Source organism: Methylobacterium sp. WL12, assembly GCF_008039475.1.
Lineage (GTDB): Bacteria > Pseudomonadota > Alphaproteobacteria > Rhizobiales > Beijerinckiaceae > Methylobacterium > Methylobacterium cerastii.
The window spans coordinates 58,007-73,767 of the sequence record NZ_VRUW01000010.1 but is presented as its reverse complement, the minus strand read 5'-3'; the positions used below and the strand labels follow the sequence as shown (position 1 = coordinate 73,767).

13 protein-coding genes are annotated in these 15,761 nt (G+C 70.7%); 5 read left to right on the top strand and 8 right to left on the bottom strand.

Annotation, left to right across the window (positions count from 1 at the left end; translation table 11 throughout):
• Positions 1-43 precede the first annotated feature (43 nt).
• The 4 genes from fliF to FV226_RS28520 form a co-directional block, all read right to left on the bottom strand.
• A complete protein-coding gene (gene fliF, locus FV226_RS06505) occupies positions 44-1,654 on the bottom strand; it encodes a flagellar basal-body MS-ring/collar protein FliF (protein ID WP_147762251.1) in 1,611 nt (536 codons plus the stop codon).
• A 220-nt stretch (positions 1,655-1,874) separates the two neighbouring features.
• Positions 1,875-2,150, bottom strand: coding sequence for a DUF1153 domain-containing protein (locus tag FV226_RS06500; RefSeq protein ID WP_147728884.1), 276 nt, complete (start codon positions 2,148-2,150; stop codon positions 1,875-1,877).
• A gap of 92 nt (positions 2,151-2,242) precedes the next feature.
• Positions 2,243-2,923, bottom strand: a complete 681-nt coding sequence (locus tag FV226_RS06495) for a flagellar hook capping FlgD N-terminal domain-containing protein (RefSeq protein WP_147762250.1) — start codon at positions 2,921-2,923, stop codon at positions 2,243-2,245.
• Positions 2,924-2,935: 12 nt separating this feature from the next.
• On the bottom strand, positions 2,936-4,360 hold the full coding sequence (locus FV226_RS28520; RefSeq protein ID WP_246691515.1) for a flagellar hook-length control protein FliK: 1,425 nt from the start codon (positions 4,358-4,360) through the stop codon (positions 2,936-2,938).
• Between the two features lie 264 nt (positions 4,361-4,624).
• Between FV226_RS28520 and mnmA the strand changes: the two genes are divergently transcribed.
• The 4 genes from mnmA to FV226_RS06470 all read left to right on the top strand — a co-directional run bounded on the left by mnmA (position 4,625) and on the right by FV226_RS06470 (position 8,995).
• On the top strand, positions 4,625-5,782 hold the full coding sequence (gene mnmA, locus FV226_RS06485) for a tRNA 2-thiouridine(34) synthase MnmA (protein WP_147762249.1): 1,158 nt from the start codon (positions 4,625-4,627) through the stop codon (positions 5,780-5,782).
• Positions 5,783-5,863: 81 nt separating this feature from the next.
• Positions 5,864-6,514: a class I SAM-dependent methyltransferase gene (locus tag FV226_RS06480; protein ID WP_147762248.1), complete on the top strand. Its 651-nt coding sequence runs from the start codon at positions 5,864-5,866 to the stop codon at positions 6,512-6,514.
• Positions 6,511-7,308, top strand: coding sequence for a VTT domain-containing protein (locus FV226_RS06475; RefSeq protein WP_147762247.1), 798 nt, complete (start codon positions 6,511-6,513; stop codon positions 7,306-7,308). The genes FV226_RS06480 and FV226_RS06475 overlap by 4 nt, the downstream gene beginning before the upstream one ends.
• Before the next feature lie 244 nt (positions 7,309-7,552).
• Positions 7,553-8,995: a HAMP domain-containing sensor histidine kinase gene (locus FV226_RS06470; protein ID WP_147762279.1), complete on the top strand. Its 1,443-nt coding sequence runs from the start codon at positions 7,553-7,555 to the stop codon at positions 8,993-8,995.
• Between the two features lie 3 nt (positions 8,996-8,998).
• Here FV226_RS06470 and bioB read toward each other — a convergent pair whose 3' ends face one another.
• The 3 genes from bioB to FV226_RS06455 all read right to left on the bottom strand — a co-directional run bounded on the left by bioB (position 8,999) and on the right by FV226_RS06455 (position 12,026).
• A complete protein-coding gene (gene bioB, locus FV226_RS06465) occupies positions 8,999-10,000 on the bottom strand; it encodes a biotin synthase BioB (RefSeq protein WP_147751832.1) in 1,002 nt (333 codons plus the stop codon).
• 38 nt (positions 10,001-10,038) lie between these two features.
• Positions 10,039-11,037 (bottom strand): DUF808 domain-containing protein, encoded by a 999-nt coding sequence (locus tag FV226_RS06460; protein WP_147762246.1) that lies wholly within the window; start codon positions 11,035-11,037, stop codon positions 10,039-10,041.
• A 104-nt stretch (positions 11,038-11,141) separates the two neighbouring features.
• Positions 11,142-12,026 carry a fumarylacetoacetate hydrolase family protein gene (locus FV226_RS06455; protein WP_147762245.1) on the bottom strand — a complete coding sequence of 295 codons (885 nt, stop codon included), beginning with the start codon at positions 12,024-12,026 and terminating at the stop codon, positions 11,142-11,144.
• Between the two features lie 465 nt (positions 12,027-12,491).
• Between FV226_RS06455 and FV226_RS06450 the strand changes: the two genes are divergently transcribed.
• Positions 12,492-13,814 carry an outer membrane protein transport protein gene (locus FV226_RS06450; RefSeq protein WP_147751829.1) on the top strand — a complete coding sequence of 441 codons (1,323 nt, stop codon included), beginning with the start codon at positions 12,492-12,494 and terminating at the stop codon, positions 13,812-13,814.
• Between the two features lie 76 nt (positions 13,815-13,890).
• On the opposite strand, the gene phaC is transcribed toward FV226_RS06450, so the two are convergent.
• Complete coding sequence (gene phaC / locus FV226_RS06445) at positions 13,891-15,684, bottom strand: class I poly(R)-hydroxyalkanoic acid synthase (protein ID WP_147762244.1); 1,794 nt, start codon at positions 15,682-15,684, stop codon at positions 13,891-13,893.
• Positions 15,685-15,761 lie beyond the last annotated feature (77 nt).

The window sequence follows — 15,761 nt, the reverse complement described above, 5'->3', positions numbered from 1 at the left end:
TTCTCTCCTCAAGCCACCGAAATCTTCGCTCGAACCACACCGCCTACGGCGTCTCCTGGATCCAGTTGCGCAGGACCTCCACAGTCTCGGACGGGCTGGCGCGGACCATGTCGACCACACGCTGCACCGTGTCGGCTTGGATCTGCCCGTTGATCTTGGCGAACTCCATGAGCTTGGCGGTCTTGCTCTCGGGCACCAGGATGGTGCCGTCGGCGGCGGCCTCGATCCCTGCGCCGGCCACCACCGTGATCATCGGCGTCGCCGACGGGTCGGAGGCGAGCACGCGGCGCAGGAGCGGGCGCACCACCGCCATCAGCACGATCAGGGTGAGCAGCGCGAGCACGCCCAGCTCCACAATCCGCAGCACGTCTTCCTTGCTCGGGCTGAGCAGCGACTGGACCAGCGTCGGCTCGACGAAGTCGGCGGGCGCCGGCGCCTCGGCGAAGCGCAGGTTCACCACCTCGATCTGGTCGCCGCGCGCCTTGTCGAACCCGACGGTGCTGCGCACCAGGGCGGCGATCCGCTCGATCTCGGCGGCGGGGCGGGGCTGGTAGGCGACCTTGCCGTCGGCCCCCGCCACGTAGGCGCCGTCGACCAGCACCGCCACCGAGAGGCGCTTCACCCGGCCGCCCTCGACCACCTCGGTCCGGGTGACCTTGGAGATCTCGTAGTTGGTGGTCTCCTCGTTCTTGTTCGAGGAATCCTTGGGCGCCGGCGCCTTGTCCTGGTTCGCGCCCGGCAGCTCGTTGCCGACGCTGACCGAGCCCTCGGAGTTGGCGGTCTGCGAGGCCTCGGTGCGGGTCTGGCTGGAGCGCACGACCCGGCTCTCCGGGTCGAAGGTCTCAGACCGGCTCTCGACGCGGTTCAGGTCGAGCTCGGCCGAGACCTGCACGCGGGCCCGGCCCGGCCCGACGATGCCGGCGACGATCTCCTCGATCTGCGAGCGCAGGCGGCGCTCGAGGCCGGTCTGCTTCTCCTCGAAGGCGCCGGCCTCGCCCTGCTCGCCCCGGGCGCCGTCGGCCAGCAGCCGGCCGCGCTCGTCGACGATCGAGACGCGCTCGGGCTTCAGGCCCTCGACCGCGGAGGCCGCCAGGTGCCGGATCGCGCGGACCTGGCCCGCGTCGAGGTCGCCCATCAGCTTCAGGACGATGGCGGCGCTCGGCTGCTCGCGGTCGCGCTCGAACAGGCGCCGCTCGGGCATGACGAGGTGGACGCGGGCGGCCTGGACCCGGCCGATCGCCCGGATCGAGCGCGACAGCTCGCCTTCGAGGGCGCGCAGGTGATTCACGTTCTGGACGAAGTTGGTCGAGGAGAAGGCGTCGCCCTTGTCGAAGATTTCGTAGCCGACGCCGGCCTGGCTCGGCAGGCCCTTGCCGGCGAGGTCCATGCGCAGGCGCGGGAGGTCGGCGCGCGGCGCCAGAACGGTCTGGCCGGTGTCGCCCTTGGTCTCGTAGCGGATGCCGCGGGCGTCCAGGTCGCGCACGACCGCGGCCGCGTCCGAGGCCGAGAGGTCGGCGAACAGCACGCCCATGTCGGGGCGCGAGACCCGCAGGATGACGAAGGCGAAGAAGCCGATCAGCGTCAGCGTCACCGCGGCCATCGCCGCGAGGCGCGCCGGTCCGAGCTTGGTGACGAGATCGAGAACCGGCTTCACGGCTGTTACGCACCCACCCCTGGGGGGCGCCGACGACGGCGCCACCCGGCAGAATTTGCCCAGGCCGTGGTTAGCGTGTGGTTAACGAAGTGGAGGGCTTGGTCCCACGCGAAGCCCGGAACGCAGCGAAGCCGCATCCGCGGGGTGGCGGATACGGCTTCGCGTGAAACCGGCGTCGACCGCGCGGACTGGACCGCGTCGGACGGGGCACGGGGTCGAGTCAGTGGCGGTAATGCTGGATGCGCGTGGTGCGCAGGCCGGCAAGGCCGTGCTGGTCGATCGAGAACTGCCAGCTCAGGAACTCCTCGGTGGTGAGGGTGTAGCGCTGGCAGGCCTCTTCCAGGCTCAGGAGGCCGCCGCGAACGGCGGCGACCACTTCGGCCTTCCGGCGGATCACCCATCGACGGGTGCTCGTAGGCGGCAGGTCGGCGATCGTCAGTGGACTTCCATCTGGCCCGATCACGTATTTCACTCTCGGGCGGTGCGGTTCGGTCATGGTACGCTCTACAACTCGACTGACCTGTCGAGACACCAACCTACTTGCGCGAGCTTAAAACATGTTGAAGCGGATCACTCGGAAGTGATTCGTCAGCTCGAGGTTGTGGACAACCCGATTCCGGTGACGCTGGACAGGGGCACGCGCGAGGTGCCGATGATCAGAACCGGGCTCGCGCCGCTGAGGTCGACCTTGTCGACGCTGCCGCTCGTCGCCGTGGCGACCTGCACCGTGGCGCCGGTGGCGTCCGAGGCCGAGACCTTGATCGTGTAGGTACCCTCCGGCGCCGCGAGGCCGGACGAGTTCTTGCCGTTCCACGAGAAGGTCTGGCTGCCGGCGGCGAGCGACGTCGTCTGCGTGCCAACGACGTTTCCCTTTGAATCGGAGATGGTCACCACCGCCTTGGTCGCGTCGCGCGCCGGCGTCAGGTTCCAGGTCGCCGAGCCGTCCTTGAGGTCTGCGGTGGTGCCGTCGGTGGTGACGGTCTTGCCGATGTAGCTCGTGGCGGAAGCGGAGCTCGCCGCCTTGCTGTTGGCCAGGATGCTGTCGAGGCGGTCGTTGCCCTTCAGCTGCTGCTCCACCTGGGCGAACTGCACCAGCTGTTGCGTGAACTGGTTGGTGTCCATCGGGTCGAGCGGGTTTTGGTTCTTGAGCTGCGTCGTCAGCAGGGTCAGGAACTGCGTGAAGTTGCTCGCCAGCGTCGCGCTGTCGGCGGTCTTGCCGGCAGCGCTCGACGCGGCCGCGCTCGTCAGGCTGGAAATGCCGCTGGTCATCGGTGGGCCTCCTCAGATCCGGATGTCGAGGCCGCTCAGGCCGCGGAGCGTGCGCAGGGGCGCGACCTCCGAGACGGCGGCGTCGGAAGGGGTGTTGGGCAGGGCGTTGCCGCGGCCGGGCCGGCCGTCGCGTTGCGCGGCCTCGCCGCCCGAGCCGCCGTCGCTTCGCAGCGACATGGTGATGCCGCCCTGCGACGGGTCGAGCCCGGCCTGGGCCAGCGCCTGCTGCAGGCTGCCGGCGTCGCGTTGGAGCATCGCCAGGGTCTCGACGCGCTCGACCACGAGATGCGTGGTCACGGTGCCCTTGTCCTTGTCGATGTCGAGGGTGACGTCGACGCGGCCGAGCTCAAGCGGATCGAGCCGGATCTGGAACTCGCTCGAACCGGCGAGCGAGCGCAGTCCGATCGTCATCGGGACTTGTCCGAGCGGCACGGGCGGCGCGGCCGCCGCGACCGGAGCCTTGTCCGCGGCGGCCGACGCCTGACCAGAAGACGCGGCCTGGGTCCTGGCGACCGGATCCGGGGTGCCGGGCCCGGCCGAGGCCACATCGGTCAGCGCGGCGAACAGGTCGGCCTTAGTCGCAGGCGCGGCACCTGCATCCGTTCCCGCGACCGCGTCGTCGCCCTTCGCGCTCGCCGCAGCGCCCGGCCGGCCGGCGGCCTCGGCCGGAGCGGCGCCCGCTGCCGTCCCGGCGATGCCGACGGCCGCCGCTGCGCCTGCAGTAGTGGCGGGCGGCGTCGCGGAGCGGCCGGTCGGCGCCGGTGGTGATGGAGGCGGAGCATCTAGGATGAGCGCGATCGTCGGCGCAGCGAGCTGGATCTCCGGCGCCTTCGCCTCGGCAGTCTTCGCATCAGAGGCCTTCGTGTCGGATGACGGCGCCTCGGCCTTCGCCTTGGCGTCCTCGGGCGCCGCCGCGGCAAGCTCCGCCTTGCCGTGGTCCGACGCGGAGGGGCCGCCCTCGAGCTTCGCCGCTTCCGTGGGCGGGGGCGCCGCGGCGTCCTGGACGGTAGCCGGCTTCGTCTCGGATGGCGCGTCGGCCGTGGGCCGCGCCGTATCGGCGTCGCGGGTGACGGGTCCTGTCGAAGCCGTCGCGGGACGCGGCGTCCCAAAACCCGTCCGATGTGGGCTGGCCTTTGCCGGCGCGGCGGGCGCGTCGCGGGTCGCAGCAGCGGATTGGCCCGCCGGCCGGGCGGCCTTGGCGTCGGCTGCGGCGAGGTCGGCAGCTTTAGCGCGGTCGGCGCGTCCGAGCGCGGCCGCGTCGGCGCTGCGCCCACGCTCGCCGGCGTTGCGGGCCTGGGCGTCGTCCCTGGCGGTCGCCGCGTCGAGGTCGCGGCCGAAGCGGGCGCGGGCCGCCGCCGCATCCGTCGTGTCGCGCGTCGCCGTGCGGGCGGAGGCCCACGCGGTCGCATCCACGAAATCCATCGTCCCAACTGCCATGCCCGGCCTCCTCCACCGATAGGAGCAAACGGCAGGCCAGCGCCGGAAATTGTTCAAGGCACTGATAAGTTTGATTTTTCTGAGACCGATCGAGCAGTTCGCGCGGTGGGCGAGGGCGGTTGCTGCCGTGTGCCCGGCAGGACTTGCCGGCTCAAGGCGCCCGCGGAGCGGGCCGCGCCCTGGAAACGCCGGGCGACACACACTATAGACAGCCCTGGGCGGCGGGACCTTAAGAAGGCCCGCGCCGCCGTCAGAACCGGCGCCATGAATTCCCTCGACCTTGCCAAGCCTCCGCACGAGACGCGCGTCGTCGTCGCCATGTCCGGCGGCGTCGATTCCTCCGTCGTGGCCGGGCTGCTGAAGCGCCAGGGTTACGACGTCGTCGGCATCACCCTGCAGCTCTACGATCACGGCGCTGCGACGCATCGCAAGGGCGCCTGCTGCGCCGGCCAGGACATCCACGACGCCCGGCGCGTCGCCGAACGCATCGGCATCCCGCACTACGTCCTCGACTACGAGGACCGCTTCCGCGACGCGGTGATCGACCGGTTCGCCGAGAGCTACCTCGCCGGCGAGACGCCGATCCCCTGCGTCGAGTGCAACCGCTCGATCAAGTTCCGCGACCTGCTCGCCACCGCGCGCGACCTCGACGCCGACTGCCTTGCCACCGGCCATTACGTCGCGAGCCAGGCGCTGCCGGGGGAGGGCGGTCGTCGCGCGCTCTATCGCGCCCTCGATCCGGCGCGCGACCAGAGCTACTTCCTCTATGCCACCACGCAAAGTCAGCTCGACTTCCTGCGCTTCCCCCTCGGCGAGCTGCCGAAGGACGAGACCCGGCGGCTGGCGCGCGAGCTCGAGCTCGTCGTCTCCGAGAAGCCCGACAGCCAGGACATCTGCTTCGTGCCGCAGGGCCGCTACGCCGACGTGATCGCGCGGCTCCGCCCCGACGCCGCGCGCCCCGGCGAGATCGTCGATCTCGACGGCCACGCCCTCGGGCGTCACGAGGGCATCATCCACTACACCGTCGGGCAGCGGCGGGGCCTGCGCCTGGCCTCGCCCGAGCCGCTCTACGTGGTCCGGCTGGAGCCCGACACCGCCCGCGTTGTGGTGGGCCCGCGGGCGGCGCTGGCGACGCACCGCATCCGGCTGACGGAAGTGAACTGGCTCGGCGCTCCGGGTCCCGTCGCTGACATGGCCGTCGCGGTGCGGGTGCGCTCGACCCGCGAGCCCCGCCCCGCGCGGCTCGACTACGACCCCGCGACCGACACCGCCGAGGTCGTCCTGGCCGTCCCCGAGGATGGAGTCTCGCCGGGGCAGGCCTGCGCGATCTACGCCGACGAGTCCCCGCGTGCGCAGGTCCTTGGCGGCGGTACGATCCGGCGGGTGGCCGCCGCCTCGGCGGACGCCGCGAAAGCCGCCTGATACAAGAGCTGCCTGATAAGAGCCGCCCGATCCGCCGCGGCCCGAACCGATCATCCCCTCGAAAATCACGAGAGAACCTGAATGCTGAGCGAGCCGGAGGCCGGGCCGAGCACCGCCCTGATGCGCAAGGCCTATGCCCGCTGGGCGCCGGTCTACGACGTGGTCTACGACAAGCTCACCGAGCCGGCGGCCCGCGCAGCGGTGGCCGCCGCCGCCGAGAGCGGCCCGCGGATCCTCGAGGCCGGCGTCGGCACCGGCCTGTCGCTCGGCTACTACCCGCGCACCAGCTTCGTCTGCGGCGTGGACCTCTCCGAGGACATGCTGAAGCGGGCGCGCCGCAAGGTGCAGCGCCGCGGCCTTTCCCACGTGAAGGGCCTGCAGGTGATGGACGTGTGCCGCCTCGGCTACGCCGACGCCTCGTTCGACGCGGTGGTGGCGCAGTTCCTGATCACCCTCGTGCCCGACCCGGAAGCGGCTTTGTCCGAGTTCCTGCGGGTGGTCCGGCCCGGTGGCGGCATCGTGCTCGCCAACCATTTCGGGCAGACCGAGGGGCCGGTGGCCAAGGTCGAGGAGATCGTCGCGCCGCTCTGCACCAAGATCGGCTGGTCTTCGGACTTCAAGTCGACGCGGATCGAGGCCTGGGCGCGGCGCAACGGCGCCGAGTTCATCGGCGTCGCGCCGACCTTCCCGGGCGGGTTCTTCAAGATCCTGCGGATGCGAAAGCCCGCGTGATCGCGGACGGCGCGACGCCGCCCGGTCCTCCGCCCTCAGCCCGGCGCCGGCTGCTGCGCTGGTTGCCGCTCGCCCTGCTGGTGGCGCTCTCGATCGCGGTGCTGGTCTCGGGCGCGTCGCAGCTCCTGAGCCTAGACCGGCTGCTGGAGTCGCGGCAATGGCTGCGCGCCTTCGTCGAGGCCGACCGTCCGCGCGCATTGGTGCTCGCCTACCTGGTCTACGTCGCCGCCGTCGTCGTCTCGGTGCCGGCGACGCTGATCCTGACGATGGTCTGCGGCTTCCTGTTCGGCATCGTCGCCGGCGCCCTCGTCGCGGTCTGCGCCGCCACCACCGGCGCCGCGATCGTGTTCTCGATCGGCCGCGGGCCGGCCTCGGACCTGCTGCGGCGGGTGGCCGGGCCGCGGCTCGGGACGCTGGCCGAGGGGTTCCGCGACGACGCCTTCGGCTACGTCGTGTTCCTTCGGCTGCTGCCGCTGTTCCCGTTCTGGATGACCAACCTCGCCCCGGCCGCCTTCGGCGTCGCGCTGCGCACCTTCGTGCTGGCGACCGCCTGCGGCCTGCTGCCGGGAGCCTTCGTCTACGCCGCCACCGGCGCCGGCATCGAGGACGTGGTCGCCGCGCATGCGGACGCGAAGGTGGCGTGCCTCTCGGCCGGCGGCACCGATTGCGAGAACGCCTTGAGCTTCCGCGCCCTGGTCACGCCGCGCATGGTGGTCGGCCTCGGCGGCCTCGGATTGTTCGCGCTGCTCTCGATCGTCCTGCGCCGGCGCTTCGTCCGGCGCGGCGCGCACTGACCGGGAGACCCGCGCCGACCCTCGCGTTTGCGTACTGAAAACGCGCGCCGACGCCGGTCCCACTGGCGATGCCCCCTCGACGCTTCGCAGGCGCGCGCGCTACGAGGCTTGTCGATGCCGCCGTCCCGGCCGGGATGCGGGCGGCGTCGGGACGTTCGCGAAGGGGCACGGGGTCGCCGCGCTTTCCGGGGCCGGGACAGCAGTGGTCGCACGCTCAGACACGCAACCGACCGAGTCGCCGACGATCGAGCCCGCGGCGCCGGCAGCGGCGCGGCCGCGATCGACGCGCTGGCTTCGGCACCTCGGCCTTTCCGGCCGGCTCTTCCTCGTCACCGTCGCCTTCGTCGCCACGATCGAGGTCCTGATCTTCGTGCCGGCGGTGGCGAACTACCGCCTGTCCTGGCTGTCCGACCGGATCAGCGCGGCGCAGGTCGCCGCCCTCGTCCTCGACGCCAGCGAGGGGCACCCGGTGCCCGACGAACTCGCCCGGCGCCTGCTCGCCGGCGTCGGCGCCCGCGCGATCGCGGTCCGCGACGGCGACACCCGCCAGCTCCTGTCGATCGACCCGGTGCCGGAGCGGGTCTCGGACACGGTCGACCTGCGCAAGCAGACGATCCTGTGCGCCATCCGCGGCGCCTGGCGGACGCTCACCGAACCGGTCGACGACCCGATCCGCGTCGTCGGCCAAGGCTGGGAGGGCTTCGACCTCGTCGAGATCCTCCTCGACGACGCGCCGCTGAAGCAGGCGGTGGTCGACTTCGCGATTCGGCTGGCGGTGTCCTCGCTCATCATCGCGACGGCGGCCGCCGGCCTCGTCTTCTTCGTGCTGCAGACCCTTATCGTGCGGCCGGTGCGGCGGCTGGCGCGCAACATCACCGCCTTCGCCGACGACCCGGAGGGCGCCGACCGGGTCATCGCGCCCACGAGCCGCAGCGACGAGATCGGGCTCGCCGAAACCGCGCTGGCGCGGATGCAGCGGACGCTGGCCGACCAGCTCCGCCAGAAGCGGCGGCTCGCCGAGCTCGGGCTCTCGGTCGCCAAGATCAACCACGAGCTGCGCAACCTGCTCACCGGGGCGCAGCTCCTCGGCGACCGCCTGGAGGACATCTCCGACCCGACGGTGCAGCGGGTCGCGCCGCGCCTCGTGGCGACCCTGGGCCGGGCGATCCGATTCTGCGAGGCGACGCTCGCCTACGGGCGGGCCGCCGAGCGCACGCCGCAGAGCCGCGAATTCGCGCTGGCTCCGGTGATGGCCGAACTCGCCGACCTTGCGGCGCTCTCCGCCCACGGCCGGGTGCGGGTCGTCACCGAGGTCGCCCCCGATCTGACCGTGTTCGCCGATTCGGAGCAGATCGCGCGGGCGGTGGGAAACCTGGTGCGCAACGCCGTCCAGGCCCACGACTTCACAGAGGCCGACATGGCCGCGCCCGAGGTGCGCATCGCGGCCGGACGCGAAAGCGCGGACGCGGTGACGATCCTGGTGAGCGACAACGGGCCGGGCCTGCCGGCGCGGGCCATGGAGCACCTGTTCGAGGCGTTCCAGGGCTCGATGCGCTCGGGCGGGACCGGGCTCGGCCTCGCCATCGCCTCCGAGCTGGTGCGCCTGAACGGCGGGACGCTGTCGCTCGATCCCGGAACGGAAGGTACCCGGTTCCGGATCGTCCTGCCCGACGCCGCCGCGGCCTAAGCCCTACTCGGCGGCTTCCATCATCGGCGCGGCGACCGTGATGCCGATGTCGCGCAGGAGCGCGGCGTCGGAATCGGTCTCGTTGTTGGCGGTGGTCAGCAGGCGCTCGCCGTAGAAGATCGAGTTGGCGCCGGCGAGGAAGCACAGGATCTGCGCCTCGCGGGTCAGCCCCTTGCGGCCGGCGCTGAGGCGCACCCGCGCCTTCGGCATCACGATCCGCGCCGTCGCGCACATGCGCACGAGGTCGAGCGGGTCGACCGGCGGGCGGTCCTCCAGCGGCGTCCCCTCGACGGCGACCAGCGCGTTGATCGGCACGCTCTCGGGATGCGGCGCGTGGTTGGCCAGCACCTGAAGCATCGCGGCCCGGTCGGTCACGCCCTCGCCCATCCCGACGATGCCGCCGCAGCACAGGCCGATGCCGGCCTCGCGGACGTTCTCCAAGGTCTGGAGGCGGTCGGCGTAGGTCCGGGTCGAGATGATGTCCTCGTAGAAGTCCGGGCCGGTGTCGAGGTTGTGGTTGTAGGAGGTGAGCCCCGCCTCGGCGAGGCGCCCGGCCTGCGACGGCGTCAGCATGCCCAGGGTCACGCAGGCCTCCATGCCCATGCCCCGCACGCCGCGGACCATGGCGAGCACCGCGTCGAATTCCGGCCCGTCCTTCGGCTGGCGCCAGGCCGCGCCCATGCAGAACCGGTGCGCCCCGGCGGCCTTCGCCTCGGCCGCCTCGCGCAGCACCGCGTCCACCGGCATCAGGCGCTCCTTGGCCATGCCAGTGCCCTTGTGGTGGGCCGATTGCGGGCAGTAGGCGCAATCCTCCGGGCAGCCCCCGGTCTTGATCGAGAGGAGCGAGGCCCGCTGGATGTCGGCCGGATCATTGTGGGCGCGATGCACGGAAGCCGCCCGGAACACGAGGTCGAGCAGCGGCAGGTCGTGGATCGCGCGGATCTCCTCGACCGTCCAATCGTGGCGGATGGCAGGGGCGGCGGGGGCGGAGGTCGTCAGCATCATGCGCCCATGAGGCGAATCCGCGGACGAAAATCAAGCCGTCAGGCTCGGGCGGAAGCCCCACGCAGGCGCGACAGGCCGTGCCAGGCCGGCGCGATCACGAAACTCGTCAGCGGAATCAGCAGGCCGCCGACGACGAGGCCGACCACGCCGGAGCCGGCGGCCGTGACAAGCCATTCGACGAAGCCCGACAGGGCGGGCGGCAGCGCGCCGGCGACCGCGCTGGAGGCCGCGTGCAGGGCGTGGGCGACCTGCGGCAGGCCGTAGGTCTCGAGCCCGTGGACCAGGATGCCGCCGCCGACCCAGATCATCGCCGCGGTGCCGACGATCGCCAGCAGCGCGAGGAAGGGCGGCATTCCCTTGACGATGCCCCGCCCGAGGGCGCGGACGAAACTTCCGAACGCGGATCTCGACGTGCTCGCGGCCATCGCCATGCCGGCGTCGTCCGCCTTCACGATCAGCGCCACCGCGCCGTAGACGAAGGCGGTGATGCCGACGGCCACCAAAGCGAGCACGGCAGCCTTGGTGACGACGCCGCCCTCGGGGAGCGCGGCCAGCGTGATCGCCATGATCTCGGCCGACAGGATGAAGTCGGTCTTGATCGCGCTCGAGACCTTGCGGTCCTCCATCGCCCGGCCGTCGCCGCCGGCGTCGGGCTGGGCGTCGTGCGCGTGGCCGGCATGGGGGACCAGCGCCTCGTAGACCTTCTCGGTTCCCTCGTAGCAGAGGTAGGCGCCGCCGAGCATGAGCAGCGGGGTGATCGTCCAGGGCGCGAAGGCGCCGAGCGCCAGGGCGGCCGGCGTCAGGAACAGCAGCTTGTTGCGCAGCGAGCCGACCGCGATCTTGGCGACGATCGGCAACTCGCGCTCGGCGGCGAAGCCGACGACGTAGCGCGGCGTCACCGCCGCGTCGTCGATCACCACGCCGGCGGCCTTCACCCCGGCCTTAGCCGCCTGGCCGGCGACGTCGTCGAGGGAGGCCGCGGCCACCTTGGCGATCCCGGCGACATCGTCGAGGAGGGCGATCAGACCGATGCTCACGTGAAGGCGTCCTCCGAAAGGTCGAGCCTTCTGTGCAGAGGACGTTCACGAAGTCGATAGCGGATCGTCACCGACCGCGGCGTCAGCACCGGAAGAGAAGAGCGTCAGTTCGTCGGCTCGCCGGCCGAGACCTTCGCGGTCCAGTCGTCGAAGGCGATCACCGGCTGGCGCTGCTCGCCGAGGCGATCGATGCGCACCACCATCTCGTCCCCGGCCTTGAGGTAGCGCGGCGGCTTCATGCCGAGTCCGACGCCCGGCGGGGTGCCGGTCGTGATCACGTCGCCGGGCTCCAGCATCATGAAGTGCGAGACGTACGCGACGAGCTGCGGCACATCGAAGATCATCGTCGCGGTGGAGCCGGTCTGCATGCGCTGCCCGCTCACGTCGAGGCTCATCGCGAGACTGCCGAGGTCGGGCACCTCGTCGAGCGTCACCAGCCACGGCCCGAGCGGCCCGAAGGTCGGGCAGCCCTTGCCCTTCGTCCAGGTCGGGCCGCGCTCCATCTGCCATTCGCGTTCGGAGACGTCGTTGCAGATGCAGACGCCGGCCACGTAGTTCAGCGCCTCGTTGGCGTGGACGTAGGAGGCGCGGGAGCCGATCACGACGGCGAGCTCGACCTCCCAATCGGTCTTGGCCGAGCCCTTGGGGATGATCACGGTGTCGTTGGCGCCGACGATGCAGGACGGCGCCTTGTTGAACACGATCGGCTCGGACGGGATCGGCGAGCCGGTCTCGGCGGCGTGGTCGGCGAAGTTGAGGCCGATCGCCACGAAGTTGCGGGTGCCGCCGACGCAGGGGCCGAGCCGGGTGGATTCCGGCAGCAGGGGCAGCGTCTCAGGGTCGATCAGGCGGAGCCGGTCGAGGGATTCGGGCGAGAGGCCCGGCCCGGCGATGTCGCGCAGGACGCCGGATAGGTCGCGCAGTCCGCCGCCGCCGTCGATCAGACCCGGCTTCTCGTCGCCGGTCGCACCGTGCCGAACCAGTTTCATCGTCCGTCCACTCCCTGCGTTCCGCAACCTCGTGCGCAGGAAGGTGGGTGTCGTGGCAGCCGGGTCAAGCGTGACGAGGCCGGCGCCCCCGTCGTCGGCGATGGCGCCCTGGAATATCCGGCGGGAGCCATCCGGGACAAAGGGTGCACCGGAGGCGGGTGCCGGCATGTGGCAGAAAGCGCACATGGCTCGCCCAAAGACGCCCGGCGGCGCAAAGGGTAAATAGTCCTGTACGCTACCGCAGATCGTTTACATATGAACGAAGATTGGTGGATACCTTCGTTTCAACCGATCTACAAATCTAAGAATATTAAAACTAGTATTTTTATCAATTTATACTGATAAAATTTAGCGACTGTCGGGCGTTGTGTCTCCTGCCGAATATTGGCACAGATTTAACCGAGGCGACGGCCCGAATGGGCGGCACCGAACGAGTGCACCGCCGGATCGTATGGGGAGACGACCATGGCAAAGACATTGCGCGCATTCGCGACGGCCGGCGTTTCGGCGGCCGCGTTGATGATCGGCACGGCGGGCGCCCAGGCCGGCGCCTTCGGATTGCGCGAGCAGAGCGCCATCGCGGTCGGCATGGCCGATGCCGGCGCGGCCTCCGGCGGCGGCGGCGTGTCCTCGATGTTCTGGAACCCCGCCGTGGTGACGATGCGTCCCGGCTGGGTCACCGAGCAGAACCTCACGTATGTCGGCCTGTCCGGTAAGATCACGCCGACGACCCCGACCAATCCGGGCTTCATCGGCCTCGGCGGATCGGGCGAGATCGGGCAGGGCGCCGTGCTGCCCTCGAGCGCCACCGCCTACCAGCTCAACGACCGCCTCTGGATCGGCATCCAGACCGGCGCGCCGTTCGGCCTCGTGACGAAGCCGCAGCAGACCTGGGCCGGCGAGGTCTACGGCCGCTCCAACCGGATCTTCTCGCTCGCCTTCAACCCGGTCGTCGGCTTCAAGGTCAACGATTGGCTGTCGGTCGCCGCCGGCCCGAACATCGAGTATTTCCGCCTGACCCTGCGGCAGGCGCTGCCGATCCCGGGCCTGTCCCCGACGGCGTATCCGAGCAGCTTCCTCAAGGGCGATTCCTGGGGCGTGGGCTTCACCGCCGGCGTGCTGGTGACGCCCTGGGCCGGCACCGCCATCGGCGTGGGCTATCGCTCCTCGGTGCATCACGACATCGAAGGGTCCATCGGCGTGCCGCTGGTGGCGCTGGCGCCGCTCGCCGGCCAGGTCCGCTCGAACCTCAACACCCCCGAAAAACTCAGCGTCGGCCTGACGCAGTCGCTGGCTCCGAACTTCCGGATGAACCTCGGCTTCGAGTGGGACAACTGGTCGAGGCTCGGCACCGTCGGCATCGTGTCCGAGGCCCGCAACGTGCCGGTCAGCTTCCTGCCGCTCAACTACAAGGACGGCTACACCTATTCGATCGGCGGCGAATACGACTGGTCGCCGGCCCTGACCGTGCGCGCGGGCGTCTCCTACGAGCAGTCGCCGATCGACTTCTCGAACCGTTCGGTGCGGCTGCCCGACGGGGACCGCGTCAACCTCGCCGTCGGCGGCAGCTACCGCTGGAGCGACAAGCTCCTGCTGACGCTGGCCTACTCGCACCTGTTCGTGGAGCGCAGCCGAATCCTCGCCGGACCGGGCCGCGACTACAACACCGGCAACATCGTCTTCGCCGGTCTCGTAGACGGCAGCGCGGACATCGTCTCAGTGGGCTTCCGCTACACCTTCGACGCCCCGGCGGCCCCCGCGCCCGTCCCGCTCGTCCGCAAGTACTGAGGCCCGAACGACCGGTCCGGGGCGGAGCCGTCCCGGACCTACGCAGGAACCGGCCAAGGCGGCGATTAGGCCGTCGTCAGGCTTTCATGCGCACGTAGGTGCCGGGCGCCGGCGCCAGCGAGGGCAGGGCGTCGCCGCCCGGCTTGCGCGCGGGCACCCGCTCGGGGGCCTGGGCCTCCAGCCACTGGAACCAGTACGGCCACCACGAGCCCTTGGTCTCGGTGGCCGCGGAGATCCAGTCCTCCAGGCGCCCTTCCGCCTTGCCGCCGGTCCAGTAGCCGTATTTCGGCTTGGCTGGCGGGTTGACCACGCCGGCGATGTGGCCGGAACCGGCCAGCACGTAGTCGACCGGGCCGCCGAACTTCGACGAGCCCTCGAACACCGAGATCGCCGGCGCGATGTGGTCCTCGCGGGTGGCGAGGTTGAACACCGGCACCGTGACCTTCTTCAGGTCGAGGCGGATGTTGCCGAGCACCATCTTCCCCTGCGCGAGGTTGTTCTCGAGGTAGCAGTTGCGCAGGTAGAAGGCGTGGTTCGCCGCCGGCATCCGGGTGGCGTCGGCGTTCCAGTACAGCAGGTCGAAGGCGCTCGGCGCCTTGCCCTTCACGTAGTTGTTGACGACGTAGGACCAGATCAGGTCGTTCGGGCGCAGCATGTTGAAGGCGTTGGCCATCTTGGCGCCGTCGAGGTAGCCGCGCTCGGCCATCTGGGTCTCGATCTGCCGGATCTGGCCCTCGTCGGCGAAGACCTTCAGGTCGCCGGCATGGGTGAAGTCGACTTGCGTCGTGAGGAAGGTGGCGCTCTTGATCCGCGTGTTTCCGGTGGCGGCCTGCATGGCGAGCGTCACCGCGAGCAGCGTTCCGCCGACGCAGTAGCCGGCCGCAGCCACCTCGGTCTCGCCGGTGGAAACGCCGATCGCGTCGATCGCCGCCTCGATGCCCTCGCGCATGTAGGACTCGAAGTCCTTGTCGCGGTGACGCTCGTCCGGGTTCACCCAGGAGATCACGAAGACGGTCAGCCCCTGGTCGACCATCCAGCCGATCAGGCTTTTGGCCGGGTTGAGGTCGAGGATGTAGAACTTGTTGATCCACGGCGGCACGATCAGGAACGGGCGCTTCAGCACCGTCTCCGTGCGCGGCGCGTACTGGATCAGCTCCATCAGGTCGTTGCGGAACACCACCTCGCCCGGCGTCACCGCCACGTCGACGCCGAACTTGAAGGCGTCGCGGTCGGTCTGGCGCACCCGCAGCTCGCCCGACCCGGCCTGGATGTCCTCCTGCAGCATCTTCATGCCGCGCACCAAGTTGGCGCCGTTCTCCTGCAAGGTGTGCCGGATCAGCTCCGGGTTGGTCATCACGAAGTTCGAGGGCGAGAGCGCGCCGGCAAGCTGGCGCAGGTAGAATTGCGCCTTGTGCCGTGTGTGGTCGTCGATGCCCTCGGCCTCGTTCACCAAGCCCTCGGCCCAGCGCGTGGTGATCAGGTAGCCCTGCTTGATGAAGTCGAAATACGGGTTCGACGACCATTCCGCGTCCGAGAACCGCGCATCCTTCGGCTCGGGCTGCGCCACCGGCGGCGCCTCGCGGCCCTGAAGCCGGAACCAGGTCGAGCCCCACAGGGCGACGAAGGCCTCGCTGAGCTTGGTCTGCGCCTCCAGCGTCCGCTTCGGGTCGGAGAGCCAGGTCTCGGCGATCGTCCCCAGCGTCCGCACGAGGTCGCTGGCTTCCTGGGGCGGCTTGGGCTGCACCGGCAGCCCGTCCTCGGGGGCGACGTAGCGCGCGGCGGCGCGGCCGAGCTCCTCCATGAACTGGCCCGCGTTGCGCGACAGGGCCTCGAAATCGGGCATCGCGGGCGTCGTCGGCTGCGTCGTCACGCGTGATCCACTCCCAGCTTCCCTCCGCGCCGTCGGCGCGGCGGACCCGAGCGCCCGCCCTTGGGACGGTCCGAGCC

What these genes read in the sequence shown, in the direction of transcription:
- FV226_RS06455 (WP_147762245.1), bottom strand. Translation starts at nt 12,026, where the DNA reads ATGAAACTGGTTCGGCACGGTGCGACCGGCGACGAGAAGCCGGGTCTG.
- FV226_RS28520 (WP_246691515.1), bottom strand. Translation starts at nt 4,360, where the DNA reads ATGGCAGTTGGGACGATGGATTTCGTGGATGCGACCGCGTGGGCCTCC.
- FV226_RS06480 (WP_147762248.1), top strand. Translation starts at nt 5,864, where the DNA reads ATGCTGAGCGAGCCGGAGGCCGGGCCGAGCACCGCCCTGATGCGCAAG.
- mnmA (WP_147762249.1), top strand. Translation starts at nt 4,625, where the DNA reads ATGAATTCCCTCGACCTTGCCAAGCCTCCGCACGAGACGCGCGTCGTC.
- FV226_RS06450 (WP_147751829.1), top strand. Translation starts at nt 12,492, where the DNA reads ATGGCAAAGACATTGCGCGCATTCGCGACGGCCGGCGTTTCGGCGGCC.
- bioB (WP_147751832.1), bottom strand. Translation starts at nt 10,000, where the DNA reads ATGATGCTGACGACCTCCGCCCCCGCCGCCCCTGCCATCCGCCACGAT.
- FV226_RS06495 (WP_147762250.1), bottom strand. Translation starts at nt 2,923, where the DNA reads ATGACCAGCGGCATTTCCAGCCTGACGAGCGCGGCCGCGTCGAGCGCT.
- FV226_RS06500 (WP_147728884.1), bottom strand. Translation starts at nt 2,150, where the DNA reads ATGACCGAACCGCACCGCCCGAGAGTGAAATACGTGATCGGGCCAGAT.